This window comes from Vibrio sp. NFR, assembly GCF_027587095.1.
GTDB lineage: Bacteria > Pseudomonadota > Gammaproteobacteria > Enterobacterales > Vibrionaceae > Vibrio > Vibrio harveyi.
On the sequence record NZ_JAPPTN010000017.1, the window covers coordinates 51,495 to 72,309 of the forward strand.

Annotated in this window: 20 protein-coding genes; 11 read left to right on the plus strand and 9 right to left on the minus strand. The window is 44.8% G+C overall.

Going from position 1 to position 20,815, the window contains the following annotated elements:
• Together OH463_RS23675 and OH463_RS23680 are read right to left on the minus strand one after the other, a co-directional pair.
• The gene (locus tag OH463_RS23675) at positions 1–696 is read right to left on the minus strand and encodes a DUF2786 domain-containing protein (RefSeq protein WP_005445617.1); all 696 of its coding nucleotides are present in this window, start codon (positions 694–696) and stop codon (positions 1–3) included.
• Positions 697–841: 145 nt separating this feature from the next.
• Positions 842–1,525, minus strand: a complete 684-nt coding sequence (locus tag OH463_RS23680; RefSeq protein WP_009697342.1) for a DUF3334 family protein — start codon at positions 1,523–1,525, stop codon at positions 842–844.
• A 259-nt stretch (positions 1,526–1,784) separates the two neighbouring features.
• On the opposite strand from OH463_RS23680, the gene ydiJ reads away from it, so the two are divergent.
• Complete coding sequence (ydiJ, locus tag OH463_RS23685; RefSeq protein ID WP_269992846.1) at positions 1,785–4,820, plus strand: D-2-hydroxyglutarate dehydrogenase YdiJ; 3,036 nt, start codon at positions 1,785–1,787, stop codon at positions 4,818–4,820.
• Between the two features lie 92 nt (positions 4,821–4,912).
• The gene (locus OH463_RS23690) at positions 4,913–5,374 is read left to right on the plus strand and encodes a methyltransferase family protein (RefSeq protein WP_005445612.1); all 462 of its coding nucleotides are present in this window, start codon (positions 4,913–4,915) and stop codon (positions 5,372–5,374) included.
• A gap of 82 nt (positions 5,375–5,456) precedes the next feature.
• Here the strand turns inward: OH463_RS23690 and OH463_RS23695 are convergent, their stop codons facing one another.
• From OH463_RS23695 to hutC, 6 genes are all read right to left on the minus strand, one after another.
• The gene (locus tag OH463_RS23695) at positions 5,457–6,182 is read right to left on the minus strand and encodes a DUF3581 domain-containing protein (RefSeq protein WP_005445610.1); all 726 of its coding nucleotides are present in this window, start codon (positions 6,180–6,182) and stop codon (positions 5,457–5,459) included.
• A gap of 569 nt (positions 6,183–6,751) precedes the next feature.
• Complete coding sequence (gene hutH, locus OH463_RS23700; RefSeq protein ID WP_009697346.1) at positions 6,752–8,287, minus strand: histidine ammonia-lyase; 1,536 nt, start codon at positions 8,285–8,287, stop codon at positions 6,752–6,754.
• Between the two features lie 11 nt (positions 8,288–8,298).
• Positions 8,299–9,996, minus strand: coding sequence for a urocanate hydratase (gene hutU, locus OH463_RS23705; protein ID WP_269992847.1), 1,698 nt, complete (start codon positions 9,994–9,996; stop codon positions 8,299–8,301).
• A gap of 113 nt (positions 9,997–10,109) precedes the next feature.
• Positions 10,110–11,123: a formimidoylglutamase gene (hutG, locus tag OH463_RS23710; protein ID WP_009700164.1), complete on the minus strand. Its 1,014-nt coding sequence runs from the start codon at positions 11,121–11,123 to the stop codon at positions 10,110–10,112.
• A gap of 1 nt (position 11,124) precedes the next feature.
• Positions 11,125–12,375 (minus strand): imidazolonepropionase, encoded by a 1,251-nt coding sequence (gene hutI, locus OH463_RS23715; RefSeq protein ID WP_017190337.1) that lies wholly within the window; start codon positions 12,373–12,375, stop codon positions 11,125–11,127.
• A gap of 121 nt (positions 12,376–12,496) precedes the next feature.
• Positions 12,497–13,204, minus strand: a complete 708-nt coding sequence (gene hutC, locus OH463_RS23720) for a histidine utilization repressor (protein WP_269992848.1) — start codon at positions 13,202–13,204, stop codon at positions 12,497–12,499.
• A 193-nt stretch (positions 13,205–13,397) separates the two neighbouring features.
• On the opposite strand from hutC, the gene OH463_RS23725 reads away from it, so the two are divergent.
• Positions 13,398–14,141: a sporulation protein gene (locus OH463_RS23725; RefSeq protein WP_009697351.1), complete on the plus strand. Its 744-nt coding sequence runs from the start codon at positions 13,398–13,400 to the stop codon at positions 14,139–14,141.
• Positions 14,142–14,145: 4 nt separating this feature from the next.
• On the opposite strand, the gene OH463_RS23730 is transcribed toward OH463_RS23725, so the two are convergent.
• A complete protein-coding gene (locus OH463_RS23730; RefSeq protein WP_269992850.1) occupies positions 14,146–15,135 on the minus strand; it encodes a DUF3187 family protein in 990 nt (329 codons plus the stop codon).
• A 295-nt stretch (positions 15,136–15,430) separates the two neighbouring features.
• Here OH463_RS23730 and thrS point away from each other — a divergent pair, with 295 nt between their 5' ends.
• The 8 genes from thrS to OH463_RS23770 all read left to right on the plus strand — a co-directional run bounded on the left by thrS (position 15,431) and on the right by OH463_RS23770 (position 20,685).
• A complete protein-coding gene (gene thrS, locus OH463_RS23735) occupies positions 15,431–17,359 on the plus strand; it encodes a threonine--tRNA ligase (RefSeq protein ID WP_005445593.1) in 1,929 nt (642 codons plus the stop codon).
• A 3-nt stretch (positions 17,360–17,362) separates the two neighbouring features.
• Complete coding sequence (infC, locus tag OH463_RS23740; RefSeq protein ID WP_074050532.1) at positions 17,363–17,914, plus strand: translation initiation factor IF-3; 552 nt, start codon at positions 17,363–17,365, stop codon at positions 17,912–17,914.
• Between the two features lie 123 nt (positions 17,915–18,037).
• Positions 18,038–18,232: a 50S ribosomal protein L35 gene (gene rpmI / locus OH463_RS23745; protein WP_005445589.1), complete on the plus strand. Its 195-nt coding sequence runs from the start codon at positions 18,038–18,040 to the stop codon at positions 18,230–18,232.
• 40 nt (positions 18,233–18,272) lie between these two features.
• Positions 18,273–18,626 (plus strand): 50S ribosomal protein L20, encoded by a 354-nt coding sequence (gene rplT / locus OH463_RS23750; RefSeq protein WP_004727974.1) that lies wholly within the window; start codon positions 18,273–18,275, stop codon positions 18,624–18,626.
• A 366-nt stretch (positions 18,627–18,992) separates the two neighbouring features.
• A complete protein-coding gene (locus OH463_RS23755; protein ID WP_017190336.1) occupies positions 18,993–19,373 on the plus strand; it encodes a RidA family protein in 381 nt (126 codons plus the stop codon).
• 12 nt (positions 19,374–19,385) lie between these two features.
• The gene (locus OH463_RS23760; protein WP_069218040.1) at positions 19,386–19,775 is read left to right on the plus strand and encodes a VOC family protein; all 390 of its coding nucleotides are present in this window, start codon (positions 19,386–19,388) and stop codon (positions 19,773–19,775) included.
• Position 19,776: 1 nt separating this feature from the next.
• Complete coding sequence (locus OH463_RS23765; RefSeq protein WP_005443150.1) at positions 19,777–20,091, plus strand: heavy metal-binding domain-containing protein; 315 nt, start codon at positions 19,777–19,779, stop codon at positions 20,089–20,091.
• A gap of 144 nt (positions 20,092–20,235) precedes the next feature.
• Positions 20,236–20,685 carry a hypothetical protein gene (locus OH463_RS23770; protein ID WP_050932775.1) on the plus strand — a complete coding sequence of 150 codons (450 nt, stop codon included), beginning with the start codon at positions 20,236–20,238 and terminating at the stop codon, positions 20,683–20,685.
• Positions 20,686–20,815: the final 130 nt, after the last annotated feature.

A 20,815-nucleotide genomic window follows, 5' to 3' on the forward strand; every position in this document is an offset into this window, starting at 1 on the left:
TCACTTCGATGGGTTATCCAACATTTTTCTCGCTTGCTCTCCGCCCACTCCGCGGTTAACTGAGACCTTACGACCCTTCTTTAGGCCAACTTCATAATCTGCTGTGAGGTTTTTCATCGCTTCTTTGAGTTGTTTCTTGAACGTCTCTCGGTCGATGTTTTTAAATTCTTTATCAATGTAGTTATTGATCTTATTTGCGGACTCTTCATCAGGGGAGATCACTGGTAGTTTCTCAAGTGCTCCTTCAACCCAACCTGAAACAAAAGAGTTCACGCGACGAGTGACTTCCATTGATGAGGTGCCTGAACCGGCAAAGCTGTTACGAAACTGACCAGTACTTTCGTTCATTTCACGATAGATAATATCGAATGCAAATGCAGCAAAAATCGCACGGTCTGCTTCACCGATAAACTCAACTCGTTTTAATCCTTTATGGTTTAGAAGTACTGCCTCGACACCAAATTTAGTGTTAATACCGCGGATCACACGCAGCAATGTTGAACTGATGTTGGCTGGCAGCAGGTGTGACGATTGCGTCTTACCCATCTTGATAAACTCAATGTCATCTTTATCCAACCCGTATTTAAGCATCAAACGATGCGCCATTTTGATGGCGTTTGCAGCCTCATTGACGTTGGCGGAATTACCCAGTTCTAAACATTTGGCGATTTTCTTCAGAGCTTTTTGTTTATCCATCGATGAACAGTACCAAGAGCAGAAAATTTAAGAAGTCGGACATATTACCTTTTTCACACTAAAAACGCCAGAAAGGCGAACTGTGAGCAAAAAGAAAGCCCCTTATTAAAAGGGGCTTAATACGGTGTTAATAGCGATTGAAACGTTATAAACCTAACTGGTCTAACAGATCATCTGCGTCATTTTTAGAACCACTTGATTGTGACGCTTGCTTGTCTTCCATACTTTTGCGAGTCGCTTCTAAAATGTCGTCTGGACTCTCGTCTTCCGCCACCTCAAACTCTTCAAGTTGAATAAACTCGGTTTTGTCCATCGCAAGCTCTAAGTAGAAAATGTTGTTATTTGCCGTAGAGAAGGTCACGCGACGCGCTTGAGGTCGGTCGAGGTTGGTGTCTACTTGCAAAATTACCTGTTTATTCAGAGCCAACATTTTGGGTTGATTTTGAGTAATGTTGGTTTGTAGCTCTTTGCGGATCTTGTTGGTGAAGTCGCCAACCAACTGATTCATCAGCTCACCAAGAACATCACCTACTTCGTCAGAGGTGTGCGAGATCGCTAACTCCTCTTCTGGCATGCCCATGTTGCGCATGTAGTTGGTGTAGACCTCCAGTGCCGCTTTAGCAGTAAAGTTAATGACCACCAATCCAGTAAACCCACCGTCAAACAGTACAAAGCAACCAAAATCCGGCTTGAGGCTGGTTTTGTTGATCTTTTGCACCATTGCTGAGTAGTTAACTTGAGAGGAAGTCGCCGAAGTAAGAACGCCAGAAACCGACTGGCAAAGTTTTAGAAGGATATCTTCAGTGGTTACAACTTTATTTTTTTTCATCCTGAAAGCTCATATTAAAGGGCTATTTCCCTTTCAATGTAAGGCATCAAGCCTCAAAAAATAAAGCATAAGTTTAATTCTTGTTTGGAGATTCTGATTTGAACGCCTTTTTAAATGTTGTAAAGTGACGTAATTCAAAGAATATTACCTCATTCATGTCTCTGTCTTCTGCTGTTGACGGTGTAGTTCCGAGGCGTGGGTGCTTAAAAATTACATAACCCGCAGCTGATTGGATCAGCGCAGTAGGGGCAGGAAGCAAATGTTACCAAGATTACACTCGCAAACGGATGTCGATCCTCTTGTTCTGAGTTTTCTCAAAGAACTTGAGCAATCCGGGTTCACTGGCGATATTGAAAGCCAGTATTCTAGCCGCCTTGCGGTAGCCACCGATAACAGTGTCTACCAGCAACTTCCTCAGGCTGTAGTTCACCCAAAAAACACTCAAGATGTCTCCCTTATTGGTCGGTTGAGCAATAAGGAAGCTTATGAACGTATAACGTTTTCACCACGTGGAGGCGGAACAGGTACCAATGGACAGTCGTTAACCAAAGGCATTGTGGTCGACTTGTCGCGTCACATGAATAAAGTGTTAGAGGTTAACGAAGAGCAAGGTTGGGTGCGTGTTCAAACGGGAGTGGTCAAAGACCAACTCAACGATGCTGTGCGCCCATATGGTTACTTCTTTTCACCAGACTTATCGACCAGTAACCGAGCAACGATTGGTGGGATGATCAATACCGATGCATCTGGTCAAGGTTCTCTCAAATACGGTAAAACGTCAGATCATGTTTTGTCGCTGCAAGCGGTGTTTGCTGACGGTTCCATCTTAGAATCGGATCTGTCTCATGGTATGCCCATTGAAGGTGAGTTTGCCCACAACGCGATGCGCATTACCGAAGCGGTGTGTCGTGATAAGCGTCAGCAAATTAATGATAAGTTTCCACCATTAAATCGATTTCTAACCGGTTATGACTTAAAGAACGCGTTTGATGAGCAGGAAGATCGTTTTGATCTTACTCGCGTACTGTGTGGGGCTGAGGGTTCGTTGGCATTTATTACCGAGGCAAAACTTAACTTAACTCGCATCCCTAAAGCTCGAACGTTAGTGAACGTAAAATACAACAGTTTTGACTCTGCATTGCGTAACGCTCCATTTATGGTTGAGGCAAATGCTCTATCAGTCGAAACCGTCGACTCTAAGGTGCTTAACCTTGCCAAACAAGACATTGTCTGGCACACCGTCAGCGACCTGATCACCGACGTTCCCAACAAAGAGATGCTTGGCATCAATATGGTGGAATACGCAGGTCAAGATGAAGAGGAAGTTGCCGCGCAAGTGGCCTCCCTGACGAGCAGACTTGATAGCATGCTAGAGACCGAAGAAGCGGGTATTATTGGATATCAAGTATGCAATGATGTTGCGAGCATCGGGCGTATATACAACATGCGTAAAAAGGCTGTGGGGCTGTTGGGGGCCGCGAAAGGGCGTGCTAAGCCGGTAGCGTTCGCGGAAGACACTTGTGTGCCGCCAGAGAATCTAGCGGACTTTATTGTTGAGTTCCGTGAACTGCTGGATGCGAAGTCACTCAACTACGGTATGTTTGGTCATGTAGACGCTGGCGTACTTCACGTCCGTCCTGCATTGGATTTATGCGATCCTCATCAAGAAGCCTTAATGCATGAAATCTCAGACGAGGTTGTTAAGCTGGTAGCCAAATACGGTGGCTTGATGTGGGGTGAGCACGGAAAAGGTTTTCGTTCTGAATATGGACCTGAGTTCTTCGGTGAGGAATTGTTTACCGAGCTACGACGTGTGAAAGCGGCGTTCGACCCGCACAATAAAATGAACCCTGGCAAAATCTGTACACCGTTAAACAGCGATGCAGAACTTGTGAAAGTCACGGATACGAAACGTGGCTACTTCGACCGTCAGATTGACGTTCAGGTGCGTGATAGCTTCAAGCAGGCAATGGAGTGTAACGGGAACGGCTTATGTTTTAACTACGACACGAGCTCGCCGATGTGCCCTTCGATGAAAGTGACAGCAGATCGTCGCCATTCACCAAAAGGGCGAGCAGGTTTGGTGCGTGAATGGTTACGTCAGTTGACAGAGCAAGGCATTGATATTCTCGACTTAGAGAAGCAGACGCTAGAAAATAAAACGCCTATCAAAACCATGATCGACCGTGTACGTCATTCAATCAATCGTCGTCATGAGTATGATTTCTCTCACGAAGTATACGAAGCAATGAATGGTTGTCTTGCATGTAAAGCGTGTGCGAGTCAGTGTCCTATCAAGGTTGATGTGCCTAGCTTCCGCTCTCGTTTCCTAAACATCTATCACTCGCGCTACCAACGTCCGGCAAAAGATTACTTGGTGTCGAACATTGAGTCGATGCTGCCCTTAATGGCAAAAGCACCAACGCTTGTGAATGGAGTGCTTAAGCAGTCTTGGGTGCAAAGTTTAACGGCATCTACTGTGGGTTATGTCGATGCACCGTTACTGTCTGTGCCTACTTTGAAGGATCGTGTAGACACGTTAACGACGGCTTATGATCTTCAAGTGCTGAGTGGTTTATCAAGTGAGGACAAACAACAGCATGTACTGATTGTACAAGACCCATTTACCAGCTACTACGATGCTGAGGTGGTGGAAGACTTTATCAAGCTGGTTAAGAAGTTGGGTATGAACCCTGTTCTTTTGCCATTTAAGCCAAATGGCAAAGCACAGCACATTAAAGGTTTCTTACGCCAGTTCAAGCACACCGCTCAAGATACCGCTAAGTTCTTGGAGATGGTTGCGGATTTAGACATTCCAATGGTGGGTGTTGATCCCGCGCTAGTGCTTTGTTATCGCGATGAGTATGCTGAGGTATTGGGCAGTAAGCGTGGTCAGTTTGATGTTTTAACTGCTCATGAATGGCTTTATCCAAGACTGAGCGAGTTCGAGGCTTTAGATACCAAAGAGCAAGCACCTTGGTATTTGTTTGCGCATTGTACTGAGAAAACAAAAATGCCAAATGCTGAGAAAGAGTGGGGGGCAATCTTTGCTCACTTTGGTGCGATCTTGAATACTGTGCCTGTAGGCTGTTGTGGTATGGCTGGCACTTTTGGCCATGAAGTGGATAAGCTAACTATGTCTCGTGATATCTATGATCTAAGCTGGAAACCAAATTTAGATAAGCTTGATAATGACCGATGCTTAATTACAGGGTATTCCTGTCGAAGCCAAGTAAAGCGTTTTGAAGGCATCAAACCTAAACACCCAGTGCAAGCTTTGCTAACCTTGTTATAACGTTTACTCAAGCCCAGTTTTACTGGGCTTGTTGTCATTAGTGCTATGTAACTGAACATGAATTTGTTTTTACTTTCATAAGGATATGAAGATTGAAAAAGCTTGAGCTTAAAGTGCCGCCTGTCGCTCTATTTTTCTTGATGATACTGCTGATGTATGGGTTAAAAGAAGCGATGCCTGAAATGAAAATTACAGTGCCGTTTGTTGAGTTCGTTACGGCGGGGCTCATTATTCTTGCTGGTTTTATCGGTATTGCTGGTGTTTATGAATTTCGCAAAGCAAAGACGACCGTAAATCCGGTTAAACCAGAGACGGCTTCACTAGTGGTGGATTCCGGCGTTTTTGCCTACACGCGTAACCCAATGTATGTGGCGTTATTATTAGTTATTGTCGCTATAGGTTTGTGGTGGCAACACTTAAGCGTCATTTTATGTGGTGTATTGTTTGTGGCCTACATGAACCGTTATCAAATAAAACCAGAAGAACGTGCGTTAGAGAGGTTGTTTGGCGAAGACTATTTGGATTATAAAAACCAAGTGCGTCGCTGGATTTGACGCAAAGATACCGAGTTACAGATGAAAGAAAGCCCAGCAATACGCTGGGCTTTCTTTTTGAAATCTGTCGGCAGTGGGATGATTATGCTGCCTTAGCAAACTTTGCTAGGAAGGCATCCTTGCGCTCGTTAAAGCGTTGAACCAAATCGTCCACTGCATCTTGGTCGTATGGCTTAAGACCACTCGCAACCATGCGCTTGATGCCTTTGCCAACAACTTCGCCATCTTCTTTGAAGGCAAAGTTTAGTGTTACTACGCCGCGCTTACCTTCAACATCGAACGTCGCACCAGTGAAATCTACTTCTGGATGAGTTAGGTCTAAACGACTGAATTCTACTTCCATGCTTTCGTAGATCACTAATGGTCGTTGGCAGTTGATCATCATTTGTTTCTCTTCCATCAGAGGAACCATGATGTGAGGGAAGTTCATGCCAGAGAATTGAACGTAGTTAGTCACCACGTGTTCAATGAACTCAGGGTTGAGGTTAGTTTCGCCTTCACGAGACATGTGCAGGTATTCTTTACCTGCTTCATCGACTACGGCACTTTCTTTTTCACACTTATTCTCGATATGAAGCGCTACGCCATCGTTCACCATTCCGGAGAAATCGAAACGCATCTTTTGGCTTACCCCTTCTTTGCTTAGCAATACGGCAAAAAGTAAATCGCCCGGCACACAAAAGCGTTTGTTGTCTTCATCATGGATAGGGTTGTAATCACCAGCGACGCGTTTAGCGAAGTGACTTGCTTGCTCACGAGTGAACTGAAATTGGTGATTAGTGTTTGAAAAATAAGGTGTTAGAAACATAATTTTTACGTAGTAACCAAAACTGTCAGGGATTATATGCGAATATCTGCGTAGCAATGGTCCATCCAGTGAAAACTTCACTGTATCTTAACAATGAAACGATAACGCAGGGCAATTAAGCATCAAAAAGAGTGCTTTTGTGTCACATTATTCAGTATGGCTATAAATCAGGAATTTACCATTCGCTTCGGGCGATGAGTATATACCCAAGTGACTTCAAGATGCAGGATTCAGAGTGTTGTCATTGGTTCCCTATTTGCCGAAAACAAGCAAGGAAAACAACGCAGCGTAACAGCCAGCTATTTCCAAGTTGTTTGACTTAGCCATTGGTTTAATAGAAAAGCGAGTCAATGACACGCTTCCAAAGGGTACTCTTTACAAATAGTAAGGACCTTGGCTTGTATATTTTATTGGCGATTCTTGATTTAGATCCACTAGACCTTTAAATCGCCGCCGCGTCTACAAACCAAGTCATTCTCGCTGAACCTAGCATCTCGAGGTTACTTGGGTATATATAAATACAATAAAGGCTCCACGCAGGAGCCTTTAAAGTCATCACTCATTATGTATTAATGCACGCTTGGTAGTAAGCTTTCTGGCATTAATGCGTTGTGCAGAGCGAGTTTGAGTAGTGCATTGGCTTGCTCGATATCTGGCGCGAAGTAGCGGTCTTTATCGTAGAACGACACTTTCTCACGCAGCATTTGCTTGGCAATTTCGATACGCTCTGAAGATTTGTTTGGTGCACGGAAATCTAGCCCTTGAGCAGCTGACAAGTATTCAACCGCCAAAATGCCACGTGTATTCTCTCCCATTTCCTTTAAACGACGAGCAGCAAAAGTAGCCATCGAAACGTGATCTTCTTGGTTTGCGGATGTTGGCAAACTATCGACAGAAGCTGGGTGAGCCAATGTTTTGTTTTCACTTGCCAATGCTGCCGACGTCACCTGAGCAATCATAAAGCCGGAGTTCACGCCGCCATTGTCGACTAAGAAGGGAGGAAGCTTAGATAGAGCGCTATCTATAAGTAGTGCCATGCGTCGCTCAGACAAGCTACCAATTTCAGCAATCGCAAGTGCAAGGTTATCCGCCGCCATAGCGACTGGCTCTGCATGGAAGTTACCGCCGGAGATGATGTCATCATCTTCCGCAAAGACCAGCGGGTTATCCGACACAGAGTTGGCCTCCACTTGTAGAATGTCTGCTGCATTGCGAATTTGCTGCAAACAAGCTCCCATTACTTGAGGTTGGCAACGCAGTGAATAAGGATCTTGTACCTTCTCACAGTTGGTATGAGATTCACCAATCTCGCTGGTCGCCTCTAACAGGTGGCGGTACGCCAAGGCGGCATCCATTTGGCTACGATGACCACGAACACGATGGATACGTGGGTCGAACGGACGACGACTGCCTAAAGCCGCTTCTACTGACATCGCACCACAAACCGTCGCTGATGAGAACAGGTCCTCGGCAATGAACAAACCTTCTAGTGCAAATGCTGTTGACGCTTGAGTACCATTAAGCAGTGCTAACCCTTCTTTTGGAGCAAGAGTGATTGGCTCAAGACCGGCGATTTGCAGTGCTTCTAGACCTGAAATCACTTTGCCATTATGGCGAGCTTGACCTTCACCAAGAAGAACCGTACTCATATGAGCTAATGGCGCTAAGTCACCAGATGCGCCTACAGAGCCCTTCTGAGGGACGCATGGGTAGACCTGAGCATTCACCAAATCAATCAACATGTTGATGACTTTTAAACGTAAGCCAGAGAAGCCACGGGCGAGGCTGTTGATCTTTAATACCATCATCAAACGAACGGTTTCGTCTGACATGAACTTGCCGATACCAGCCGCATGAGAAAGCACGATACTGCGCTGCAGTGTTTCCAAATCTTCTGGTGCAATGCGTGTATTTGCTAGCAAACCGAAGCCGGTGTTAATGCCATAAACCGTCCGGTCTTCTGCAATCACTCGATCGACCACTTGAGTGCTTTCTTCTATTGCTGGAATCGCGTTTGGATCCAGAGTAAGGTTTACGGGTGAGCGGCTCACTTGGCGTAGTTCGTTTAAGCTAATATGACCTGGCTTTAGCGTTAAATTGAGCATGTCTTTCATCCTTACTTCAGCTTTTTCAGTTCTTCATTGAGCATTGGTAAATCCAGTTTTTGCTCAGCTGCACATTGTTTTGCGATGTCGTATCCTGCATCAGCGTGACGCATAACCCCCGTTGCTGGGTCATTATGTAGAACACGTGCAATGCGCTCCGACGCGTCATCACTGCCATCACAACAAATCACCATGCCAGAGTGTTGTGAGAAGCCCATACCTACGCCACCACCATGGTGAAGAGATACCCATGTCGCACCCCCTGCGGTATTCAGCAATGCGTTTAGTAGTGGCCAGTCTGAAACGGCGTCTGAGCCATCTATCATGCCTTCGGTTTCACGGTTCGGGCTTGCTACAGACCCTGAGTCTAGATGGTCACGACCAATGACGACAGGGGCTTTGAGCTCACCGTTTTTCACCATTTCATTAAAGGCTTGACCTAAACGTTCTCGATCTTTTAAACCAACCCAGCAGATACGTGCTGGTAGACCTTGGAACTGAATGCGTTCGCGTGCCATGTCTAGCCAGTTATGTAGATGTGGGTTATCTGGGATCAGCTCTTTCACTTTTTGGTCGGTTTTGTAGATGTCCTCTGGGTCTCCAGATAATGCTGCCCAGCGGAACGGTCCGATGCCTTCACAGAATAACGGGCGAATGTAAGCTGGTACAAAGCCAGGGAAGTCAAACGCGTTCTCAATGCCTTCTTCTAAAGCCATTTGACGGATGTTATTTCCGTAATCAAGCGTTGCAGCGCCTCGGTTTTGAAGCTCCAACATAGCTTTCACTTGAATCGCCATCGACTGTTTGGCTGCTTTAACTACGCTCGCTTCATCTTGTAAACGCATGTCTGCTGCATGTGGCATGCTCCAACCTTGAGGTAAGTAACCATTCAATGGATCGTGCGCAGAGGTTTGGTCTGTTACTACGTCTGGTGTGATGTTACGTTCTACAAGCTCTGGGAAGATATCTGCTGCATTGCCCAGTAGACCAACTGAAATTGGTGCGTCAGATTCTTTGATCATCGCTAGTGCCTCATCCAAAGACGTTGCTTTTTTGTCAACATAACCGGTACGTAGGCGGTAATCGATGCGTGATTCGTCACACTCGACCGCAATCATGGAAAAGCCAGCCATGGTGCCAGCAAGAGGTTGAGCACCACCCATGCCACCAAGGCCCCCAGTTAAGATCCAGCGACCTTTGGCATCACCCTTAAAGTGCTTTTTCGCCACAGACACAAAGGTCTCATAAGTACCTTGAACAATGCCTTGTGAGCCAATGTAAATCCAGCTGCCTGCGGTCATTTGACCGTACATCATCAAGCCTTCTTTATCGAGCTCATTGAAGTGTTCCCAATTCGCCCAATGTGGCACTAAGTTTGAGTTCGCAATCAGCACGCGCGGCGCGCTTTTATGCGTCGGAAAAACGCCGACAGGTTTGCCTGATTGGACGAGTAAAGTTTGGTCATCGTCGAGTCTTTCTAACACTTCAACAATCTTATCGAAGCATTCCCAATTTCGTGCTGCTCGACCAATGCCACCATAGACGACAAGCGAGTGAGGGTGCTCGGCTACATCTGGATCAAGGTTGTTCATCAGCATACGAAGTGGCGCTTCCGTCAGCCAAGATTTGGCGCGCAGTTGTGTACCGTGTGGAGCACGAATTGTTCTGCTTGTATCAAGTCGTGGATCTTGTCCCTGGCGCTGTGTCATTTTAAGACTCCTTTAGTTTCACGTTTATATCCAAGTCTCTGCTTGGCTACTTCTCCTCAAATAACTTGGCATGAGAACTAACCATTATTCGAGTTAAGTGTTATTGAATTCGATTATTTGGGTTTATGGTCTTTCTCTGCCATGGCATTGGCAATATCCCAGCACAGACGTGCTGCCAATCGAGCCGTTTGGCTATCGACGTCATAAGTGGGGTTGTACTCTGCAATGTCTGCCAACATGAGTTTGTTCTTGTAATGCAGTATTCGATCGAGAAACGGTGCAAGGATGTCGTAGCTTACGCCTCTCGCTGCTGGCGCGCTTACCCCAGGTGCAGTTGCCGCTGGAAATACGTCCAAATCAATCGTCAGATAGAGATAATCACAGTCATCGATAAAGTGTTGGAGCTGGGTTAAATGATAGCTGTGGTTCATGTAACAAAGCTGATTATCCTCCACGTACCAGACGTTGAGTTGATCTGCTTTTTGAAAAAGAGCCTGAGTATTGCTGCTGCGGCTGACACCTATGCAGGCGTAATGAAATGCCCAATCGTTACGCTGACAAAAATGATGGATCTGATTGAATGGTGTACCAGAACTTGGCTTTACCTCTGCAATGGGGCTTTCAAAAGCGCGTAAGTCAAAGTGTGCATCGAAATTGATGATACCGATTTTTGGCTGCTTATCTGGGTGATGGGTTTTGAAGTATTTGGCCAATCCAGAAAATGAAGCCCACGCAATTTCGTGCCCTCCACCCAAGACGACGACAGGGCTATAGGGTAGGACTTGAGCAATAGTATGCGCGCACAGATTCTGACTTGACTCTAGTAAATCGTCTTCACAAACGACGGTTCCTATATCGTAAAGTGGCGCGTCCTGATGCCATGCAAGATTGGCTAAGGCACGACGGATTAAATCTGGTGACTTCTTCGCACCAATGCGACCTTTGTTACGCGCCACACCTGCGTCGGTAGCAAAGCCAAGTATTGAAACGCCTTCGCTTAAATGTGGTAGTTCTTCGGTAGAGATATTTTTGATCACGTGGTGGACACGCTTTCCTTGTTCTCCATCTTCGGCATCGTGACGACCTTGCCAGTGAAAGGGTGGGTGATTTACATCGGATTGAGACATTTTAATGCCCTCCGTGGGAAACGTATTCACCATTCACTATACGACCTACTAAGCGTTTTGCCCCGACTTGATAGCTGAGGTCTGCTGGATGCTCGATATCCCAGATGGAGAAATCGGCGTCACAGCCAATATCAATGACGCCACGAGATTCTCCGTAACCCAATGCTTTTGCAGCGTTTTGCGTAACACCACGCAATGCCTCTTGTGGTGTTAAACGGAAAAGTGTGCATGCCATGTTCATCATCAAGGTTAAATCGGCAAACGGGGATGTTCCTGGGTTGATGTCCGTTGCAATCGCCATTGGAACCTTGTGCTCTCTAAGTAAATCAATCGGTGGTAATTGGGTTTCACGTAGGAAGTAATACGCGCCGGGGAGCAGCGTCGCAACCGTTGGAGAGTTGGCTAAAGCTATTACGCCTTGTTCATCTAGGTATTCGATGTGATCGGCAGACAGACCATTGTATTGAGCGGTTAAAGCGGTACCGCCAAGCATAGAAAGCTGCTCAGTATGGCCTTTCACTCTTAATCCGTGTTGGGTAGCCGATTGAAAGACGCGTTCGGTTTGCTCTAAGTTAAAGCCTATCGATTCGCAAAACACATCGACGCTGGTGGCGAGATTTTCTTGAGCGACAAGAGGAATAATGTCGTCACAAATATGCTGAATATAGTCGTCAGCGCAATCTTTATATTCTGGAGGAAGCGCATGAGCAGCGAGTAAGGTGGTTGTGATCTTAACCTTACGTTCATGTTCCAAGGCTTTGGCTGCACGTAGCATTTTTATTTCATCATCCAGAGTTAAGCCATAACCGGATTTGACTTCAATCGACGTGACGCCGCTTGCAATCAAACCGTCAAGGCGTGGCAAAGCGAGCTCAATTAGTTGTTCTTTAGTTGCGGTTCGTGTGGCATAAACGGTAGAGAGAATACCGCCGCCTTGCTTGGCGATTGTTTCGTAAGGCACATCATTGAGGCGCATTTCAAATTCGTTGGCTCGATTACCCGCGTATACGAGGTGGGTGTGGCAATCTATTAATCCTGGCAGTAACAACCTGTTTTGAAGGTCAAGCGTTTGTTCGTAATGATCTGGATTCAGAATGGATTCGGTTTGTGCACTGTCTTTGCCTTTTTCTGTGGTACTGATGGCAACGATTTTTCCCGAACGAATGCCAACGCGGGCAGGAGGAGAAGGCAGGTAACCATGTTCTCCTTCTTGCATCGTGACTAAACGGGCGTTCTCAATCAACAGATCCATTCTTGTCGTTCCTTTCAATTCGTATTCTTTAAATGTATATACAAATAAATAGGAGAAAAAAGCATCACTGACAAGGCTAATGTTGCGGAAATGTGATCGAAACGAAGAAGTAACGTCCAGTTTATAACAGGATCTTAGAGCTTAATTTGTACTTGTTACCAGGGTGATACAGAAGGGCTGTACTGACCAGTTTATCTTGGCTCCAAGTCCGGCGATTGAGGAGTAAGCACGGTTCATTGGCTTGCATTTTCAGGTCTTGCTTAACGCGTCCATCCGGTATAATCGCTTCGACCGTATGCTCTATGGCGCTCAGTGGACAATTGTCTGATAGGTATTGGTTTGGCGTCTTACAAGTGAAGTCTTGTTGTAGATAATTTGGCGCATATTGGCTGTTGACCCAACGCAATTCAAGTTGAATCGGGTTGTTATCTTCAAAGTGTATGATTTCACTATAAAATACTGTTGTGCCTAACATCACGCCAAGCTTGGTTGCAATAGCGTCATCGGCTTTTATAGCGATTTGTTGTAACACTGCGCTGCGGTGTTCTCGTCCGCGATTACTGATTTCATCGGCAATATTGCGAATGTCTAAAAGGGGCGATTCTGATTTCTCCGCCGGATCACAAACAAAAGTCCCAAGGCGAGGGCGACGTTGCAGTTTCCCCTCGTTGACTAAGTCCCGAATGGCTTTGTTGACGGTCATTCGACTCACACCAAACTGCTCAGTCAACTTGATCTCTGTCGCAATACGATGCCCAACTATCCACTCTCCCGAGTCAATTTTATCGAGGATGAATTGCTTGATTTGCATGTAGAGTGGCGCAGACATAAAGATTTCCTTTTAATTGACTATACAAATAGTGCGTAATCTATGGACAAATTGCAAACAAACATACCTATTTTGTGTAGTGATAAAAGGAATTAGTCCGCATTCTTGTCGTCTATTACTTGCAGGAGTTTCTGCAGTTGTGTAAACAGAGACTTATCAAAACAATGAAAATAGACAGTCACAAAGGAATCGCATGTTTAAAAAACTCAAAGCGTCGCTTGGGATCGGCTCAGCTAAAGTCGATACGATCTTAGATGAAATGAGCGTGTACCAAGGGGCAACACTGCGCGGTCATGTTCAAATCAAAGGTGGTGACGTAGAGCAACAAATTGATGCCATTACCATCAAGCTCAACACCGAAATGAAAGTGGAAGTGGATGACAGTATCAGTTACCAAACTTTCACGATAGACCAACTTAAAGCGGTCGAACCGTTTGTCATTCAACCGAATGAAGAAAAACAAGTGCCATTCGAGCTCAAACTTCATGACGAAACACCAATCACAGCTGTGAGTGCACAGAAAAATCAATGCCATGTTTGGGTAGAAACTACGCTAGATATTGGCTTTGCGATTGACCCGCGTGATAGAGATTACATCGAGGTTAAGCCGTTACCAGTTGCTTCGCGTGTAATCCAAGCCATCGAACAAGCAGGTTTTACTATGGTGAAAGCGGATGTCGAGAAAGGCTTCTTGCGTGGCAATACGTTCTCTTCACGCTCCGGTATCTATCAAGAACTGGAATTTCGTAATAACGGTTTTGTGTCAACTAAAGAGATCGAACTCTCATTTATCTTAGATGGTGGGATTATCCACTGTTTAGCAGAGATCGACCGTTCATTTAGTATGTCAGGCGATCAATACCGTTCTTTCTCGTTACCGATTGGAGCTTCTGATTCAGAAGTTGCGGCAGCAGTTGCGCCGACATTGAATCTGTAAACATCTAACTTTCCGTTTCTGGAACGAATAGGTACCGATATCCAAAAGTGAAGGCGATATCGGTACTGTTATCCATGTTTCTCGCATTCTCAATCGCCATGATTTCAATGGCAGAGTTCTCCATCAAATAGCGATACCCAATCACAAACTCATTCGATGCGTCAGCAAACTCGCTTGGACCTTCAGTGGAGCCCTGATACCAATGATATTCAAGGATAAAGTGGTGATTGTTGTTTAACGCATAACGATATCCGCCTGCAAGCGCTGCCGTGTTGTGCCGGTATGGGAAGTCAACAAGCGCTCGATCACTATTTCGAAACGTCATCCCCGCCATGGAATAGAATACATTGGTTGCATTGAGTCGGTAGCTGTAGTTAATTTGTACTCCTTGCTCAAAACTGCTTCCTTTAAAGGAGCCGTGAGCGACATCGTTATAGTAGAGACTACCACCGACAGATAAACCATGATGTTCATTTTGTATTATTTGGTATTGGATATACGTTGAGAGGTTGTTTGCCAGTGTTTCACCTTCAAAATCCTCTATTAAAATGTCGTACTCGGGCATCGACATATAAAAGCGGTTCTTGTCGACTTCATCTCGTCCATTTTGTCCGATACCAAATAGGTCGTGAAAGCTTTCGGTCAGTCCATCTAAATGGTTGTCTGCAGCAAAGACCCAACGATAGTTCAGTTCCCATTGCCACTGGTCATTGATTTGCCATTTTCCACCGAGTTCAAGTTGGTTGTGATAGTAATCGAGAGAATAATCGCTTGTGTGAGCCCAGACACTTGCGATGGTGCCCGAACCATATGCTTCAACGTAGCCGGAGGGAAGACTATACCCAGAGCGAAGTACGTTAGTATGACTGACCACTTGTATTGGAGATTGCGCATAAGAGCGCAGTGGACCATACAAATCGGATGCGCTGAACGCTGGGGTACTTAGAAACAAGGCGCAACTCAAAAGAGTAGGTTGCCATCTTAAATCCATCATGATGAAAGCCTAAAATGAGATTACTCAATAAATTAACTATAGTGTCTTCATGTTTTGAATGCTGTTCAATTGCAATAATTATACAATTTGGGCTTAGTGTTGAATTGGTCGTAATGAAGTTTAGATGACATTTTGAAATCGCTCTTTGCATTCTAAATGTGAGCTAGGTACAATCCTCGTTCTGATGAAGGTCCGGTATTCGTGTTACCGAGCGACCGTCATCAACTTTCGAAATATCTTCTAATTTGAATAACATGTGTTGCTTGGTGTGCAACACCACTGTAAAGGACATAGCATGCCTATTATTACTCTTCCTGACGGCAGTCAGCGTCAATTTGACAACCCAGTTTCTACTATGGAAGTTGCGCAATCGATCGGTCCTGGTCTTGCAAAAGCAACTATCGCTGGTCGTGTAAATGGTAACCGCGTAGATGCGTGTGACCTAATTGAAGAAGACGCAAGCCTAGAGATCATCACAGTTAAAGATGAAGTGGACGGTCTAGAAATCGTTCGTCACTCTTGTGCTCACCTTCTTGGTCACGCTCTTAAGCAGCTTTACCCTCAAGCTAAAATGGCGATTGGTCCAACAATCGACAACGGCTTCTACTACGACATCGACCTAGACGAGTCTCTAACGCAAGACGATCTTGAAAAGATTGAAAAGCGTATGAAAGAGCTAGCGAAAACCAAGTACGAAGTGGTTAAGAAAAAAGTAAGCTGGCAGGAAGCACGTGATACGTTTGAATCACGTGAAGAACCATACAAAGTGGAAATCCTAGACGAAAACGTATCTCGTGATGATCGTCCAGGTCTTTACCACCATGAAGAATACATCGACATGTGTCGTGGTCCACACGTACCTAACATGAGCTTCTGTCAACATTTCACACTATTAAATGTGGCAGGCGCATACTGGCGTGGTAACAGCGACAACAAAATGCTTCAACGTATCTACGGTACAGCTTTCCACGATAAGAAAGCTCTGAAAGCGCACCTAACTCGCCTAGAAGAAGCGGCGAAGCGCGACCACCGTAAGATTGGTAAGCAACTAGACCTATTCCACATGCAGCAAGAAGCGCCGGGTATGGTGTTCTGGCATCACAATGGTTGGTCTATCTTCCGTGATCTAGAAGTATTCATTCGCGCTAAGCTAGATGAGTACGGTTACCAAGAAGTAAAAGGTCCGCTAATGATGGACCGCGTTCTTTGGGAACGCTCTGGTCACTGGGACAAATACGCTGATGCGATGTTCACAACTTCTTCTGAAAACCGTGAATACGCGATTAAGCCAATGAACTGTCCAGGTCACGTACAGATCTTTAACCAAGGTCTAAAATCGTACCGTGACCTACCGCTACGTATGGCTGAGTTCGGCTCATGTCACCGTAACGAACCATCTGGTGCACTACACGGTATTATGCGTGTACGTGGCTTTACTCAGGATGACGCTCACATTTTCTGTACTGAGAGCCAAATTCAAGAAGAAGTAACAAACTGTATCAAGATGGTGTACGATACGTACCAAACATTTGGTTTCGACAACATCGTAGTGAAACTGTCTACTCGTCCAGAAAAACGTGTAGGTTCAGACGAAATCTGGGATCAATCTGAAGAAGCATTGAAACAATCTCTTGAATCGATGGAAATCCCATACGAAATTCAAGAAGGTGAGGGTGCGTTCTACGGTCCTAAGATTGAATTCACGCTATACGACTGTCTAGACCGTGCGTGGCAGTGTGGTACTGTTCAGTTAGACTTCAACCTACCAGGTCGCCTAGGTGCAACTTACGTAGGTGAAAACAATGAACGTCTTGTACCGGTAATGATTCACCGTGCAATTCTAGGTTCACTAGAGCGTTTCATTGGTATCCTTATCGAAGAATATGCTGGTTTCTTCCCAACTTGGTTGGCGCCAGAACAGGCAATTCTTATGAACATTACTGATAAACAGTCAGATTATGTTCAGGAAGTAGTACAAAAACTACAAAAAAGTGGAATTAGAGCTAAAGCGGACTTGAGAAATGAGAAGATTGGCTTTAAAATCCGCGAACACACTTTGAAGCGTGTACCGTATATGCTTGTTGTCGGTGACCAAGAGATGGAAGCAGGCGAAATCGCAGTACGTACTCGTAAAGGTAAAGATCTCGGTAAATTTAAAGTGGATGACTTTATCGCATACATCCAAGACGAGATCTCTAGCCGTAAGCTCAATCTGGAGGAATAAGCTATTAAAGGCGGAAGACGCGGCCAACAGCCGGTAAAACAAAACCCACACCGTATGAACGGTGAAATTCGTGGCGTTCGTGAAGTTCGACTAACTGGCGCTGACGGTGAATCAGTTGGTGTTGTATCGATTCAAGAAGCGATCGCAGCTGCTGAAGAAGCAGGCATGGATCTTGTGGAGATCAGTCCTAACGCTGAGCCGCCAGTCTGTCGTGTTATGGACTACGGCAAATTCCTCTTTGAAAAGAGCAAATCTGCTAAAGAGCAGAAGAAAAAGCAAAAACAGGTTCAGATTAAGGAAGTAAAATTCCGTCCTGGAACTGATATTGGAGACTATCAGGTAAAACTACGCAACCTGACGCGTTTCCTTGAAGAAGGCAACAAAGTGAAGGTAACAATTCGCTTCCGTGGCCGAGAAATGGCACACCAAGACATCGGTGTTGACGTTCTTCATCGCTTGAAAGAAGACACTGTAGACTTTGCTGTAGTGGAATCTTTCCCAAGTAAGATCGAAGGTCGTCAGATGATCATGGTTCTTGCCCCTAAAAAGAAGTAATTAACGGCTCATCAAGTAATTAAGACCTAGCCGCCTTTCCTTCTAATAAAAGGTATAGCGGCTGGGTTTTGTTCGCCCTAATTACGTTGTTTATTAAACCTACTCAATGCGGAGTTATTCATCATGCCTAAGATGAAAACCAACAAAGGTGCTGCTAAGCGTTTTAAGAAAACTGCTGGTGGTATTAAGTACAAGCACGCTACAAAACGTCACATCCTGACTAAGCGTACTACTAAGAACAAGCGTCAACTACGTCCAAACTCAATCCTTCCTCGTTGTGAAGTGGCTGCAGTTGTTCGTATGATGCCATACGCTTAATTCTTTTTAGTTATCAATCGTTTAGTTTAGGAGAAGCATAATGCCTCGCGTAAAACGTGGTGTACAAGCTCGTGCACGTCATAAGAAAGTTCTAAAACAAGCTAAAGGTTACTACGGTGCACGTTCACGTGTTTACCGCGTAGCTTTCCAAGCAGTTACTAAAGCTGGTCAATACGCTTACCGTGACCGTCGCGCTAAGAAACGTCAATTCCGTCAACTATGGATTGCACGTATCAACGCGGCATCTCGTCAAAATGGTCTATCTTACAGCCGTTTCATCAACGGTCTTAAGAAAGCATCTATCGAGATCGACCGTAAGATCCTAGCGGACATCGCAGTATTCGACAAAGCAGCATTTGCTGTTCTAGTTGAAAAAGCGAAAGCTGCTCTTTAATTAGCAGTTTAGGATTAAGAGAAGGAGAGCATTAGCTCTCCTTTTTTATTGCTTTTTGTTTTGTTATCCGTAAGTTTTCTCACTTCTCACTTCTCACTTCTCACTTCTCACTTCTCACTTCTCACTTCTCACTTCTCACTTCTCACTTCTCACTTCTCACTTCTCACTTCTCACTTCCATCTCAGTGCTTGCTAAATCATTTTGTTATTAATCTGTGGTAGGGTTTATCGGCATAACGAGCAAAAGAGCTAGGAAAGACACCAAGGCGCAGCCGTTAGAGGACATCATTAAGGGAACTATGGCGTTGCTCCACGACTAGAAAGAGCAACTGAACAAACGAAAACTTAACCGCTAGGGAAGGAATGTATGGTTCAACGAATCAGTTATGAATTTTTGCCACAGGTTTCAGGTCCTTATGTTCATGCTACTAGACACTGTGAGACCTTATATGTTTCAGGGTTGACTGCGTTAGGCTCTTCGAGCCAAGCTGAGGGGCTAGTAGATCAAACAAAGACAGTTTTATCTTATCTATCGCAAATACTGGCTGAAGAGCAACGAGAGAAGCGTGATCTGGTGAAGTTGACTGTGTTTATTACTGATATGAGTCAACTCGCGGCGATTCGTTCAGTACTATTTGATTTCTATGAGGGCTACTTGCCGGCGTGTTCGCTGGTGGAAGTAAGTGCCTTGATCCATGCTGATTTGGCAATAGAAATAGAGGCAGTAATCTCAAGCGAGGCGTTGTAATAAGAGGTAGGGATGAAAATAAATCGATTAGACCATTTGGTTTTAACAGTAAAAGACATTGCAACCACGGTGGATTTTTATGAGCGAGTGCTTGGTATGGAAAGCATCACCTTTGGTGAGGGGCGTGTTGCACTTGTGTATGGAAGGCAGAAGATCAATTTGCATCAGCTTGGCAATGAATTTGAACCTAAGGCAAGTCAAGTAGCTTCTGGGAGTGCTGATTTATGTTTTGTATGTGATACACCAATTGCAAATGTGCTCTTCCATTTAGACTCCCATTCTGTCGAGGTTATTGATGGTCCTGTTCAACGGACAGGTGCAATTGGTAACATCCTATCGGTTTACATTAGAGACCCAGATGGTAACTTAATTGAGTTATCTAATTATCTTGCTGAGGTATAACATGATTTATTCAACAACCGAGACGATTCCAGGGCGTGAAATTGCGGAGATAAAAGGGGTCGTGACGGGCAATGTGGTTCAGTCAAAGCACATTGGGCGTGATTTCATGGCTGGCTTAAAAAGCATTGTTGGTGGTGAGATTCGTGGCTACACCGAAATGATGACTGAAGCCCGAAATATCGCTATTCAACGAATGGTAGAGGATGCCGCGAACCTAGGAGCAGATGCTGTTGTCGGTATTCGTTTTACCACCAGTTCGATTGTGGACGGTTCATCAGAGATTCTTGCCTTTGGTACGGCAGTAAAGCTCGTTTAATAAAGTATGATTTTGCACAGCGTGTTGCAAACTTATGTGCAATAAAGATGAAATCGTTAGAGGTAGCTCGTTTCTCCATTTTTAACTAAGCGTCAATGGCTGTTTTTATCTCATAATTCGCCTCCTAAAAAAGGAGGCGAATTTATGCGTGATACAGTTTTAAATAATGCAATTGTGACGTTCTGCGTGTGCTTACTGGTAGCGACGCTAGCAGCTAAAGGTAATTTACTCGTGACCATGTTGTCTTTTCCTATCGACTTCTTAGGTCTACTTGTTCTTTTATTCTTGTCATTATTTGTATCTTGGAGTGCTGTCGGGCATTTGAATGAAGGGCAATGGAAAGAATCTATTCTGTTGTATCTGATGTTGTATTACCTTGCTTTTGGTATTTTTTCAGACGGGAATACAGAGGGCTGGTCTCATTCAGTTGGCGTTGTCGGTAAACTTAAAATGACTCTGATCTACATCGCAAACTCAATAACGAGTATCTATGTTCCACTCATCATCGTTGGGATTTCTATTATCCATTTACGTTTTTTGCGCTCCCATATAGTTGACACTGAACAGAATGTGGCAGAGAAAGTTCAGCCTTAAGAAATAGAACTATTTTGTTGCATATATATGCAGTTTTTTGGCGTGTGCGTTTTAATGTGATCATTCTAAAAATGAACGTCTTTCAAAGTCGAAAGTATTCGAGTAGTTTCCATAAATCAGCATGAAATGC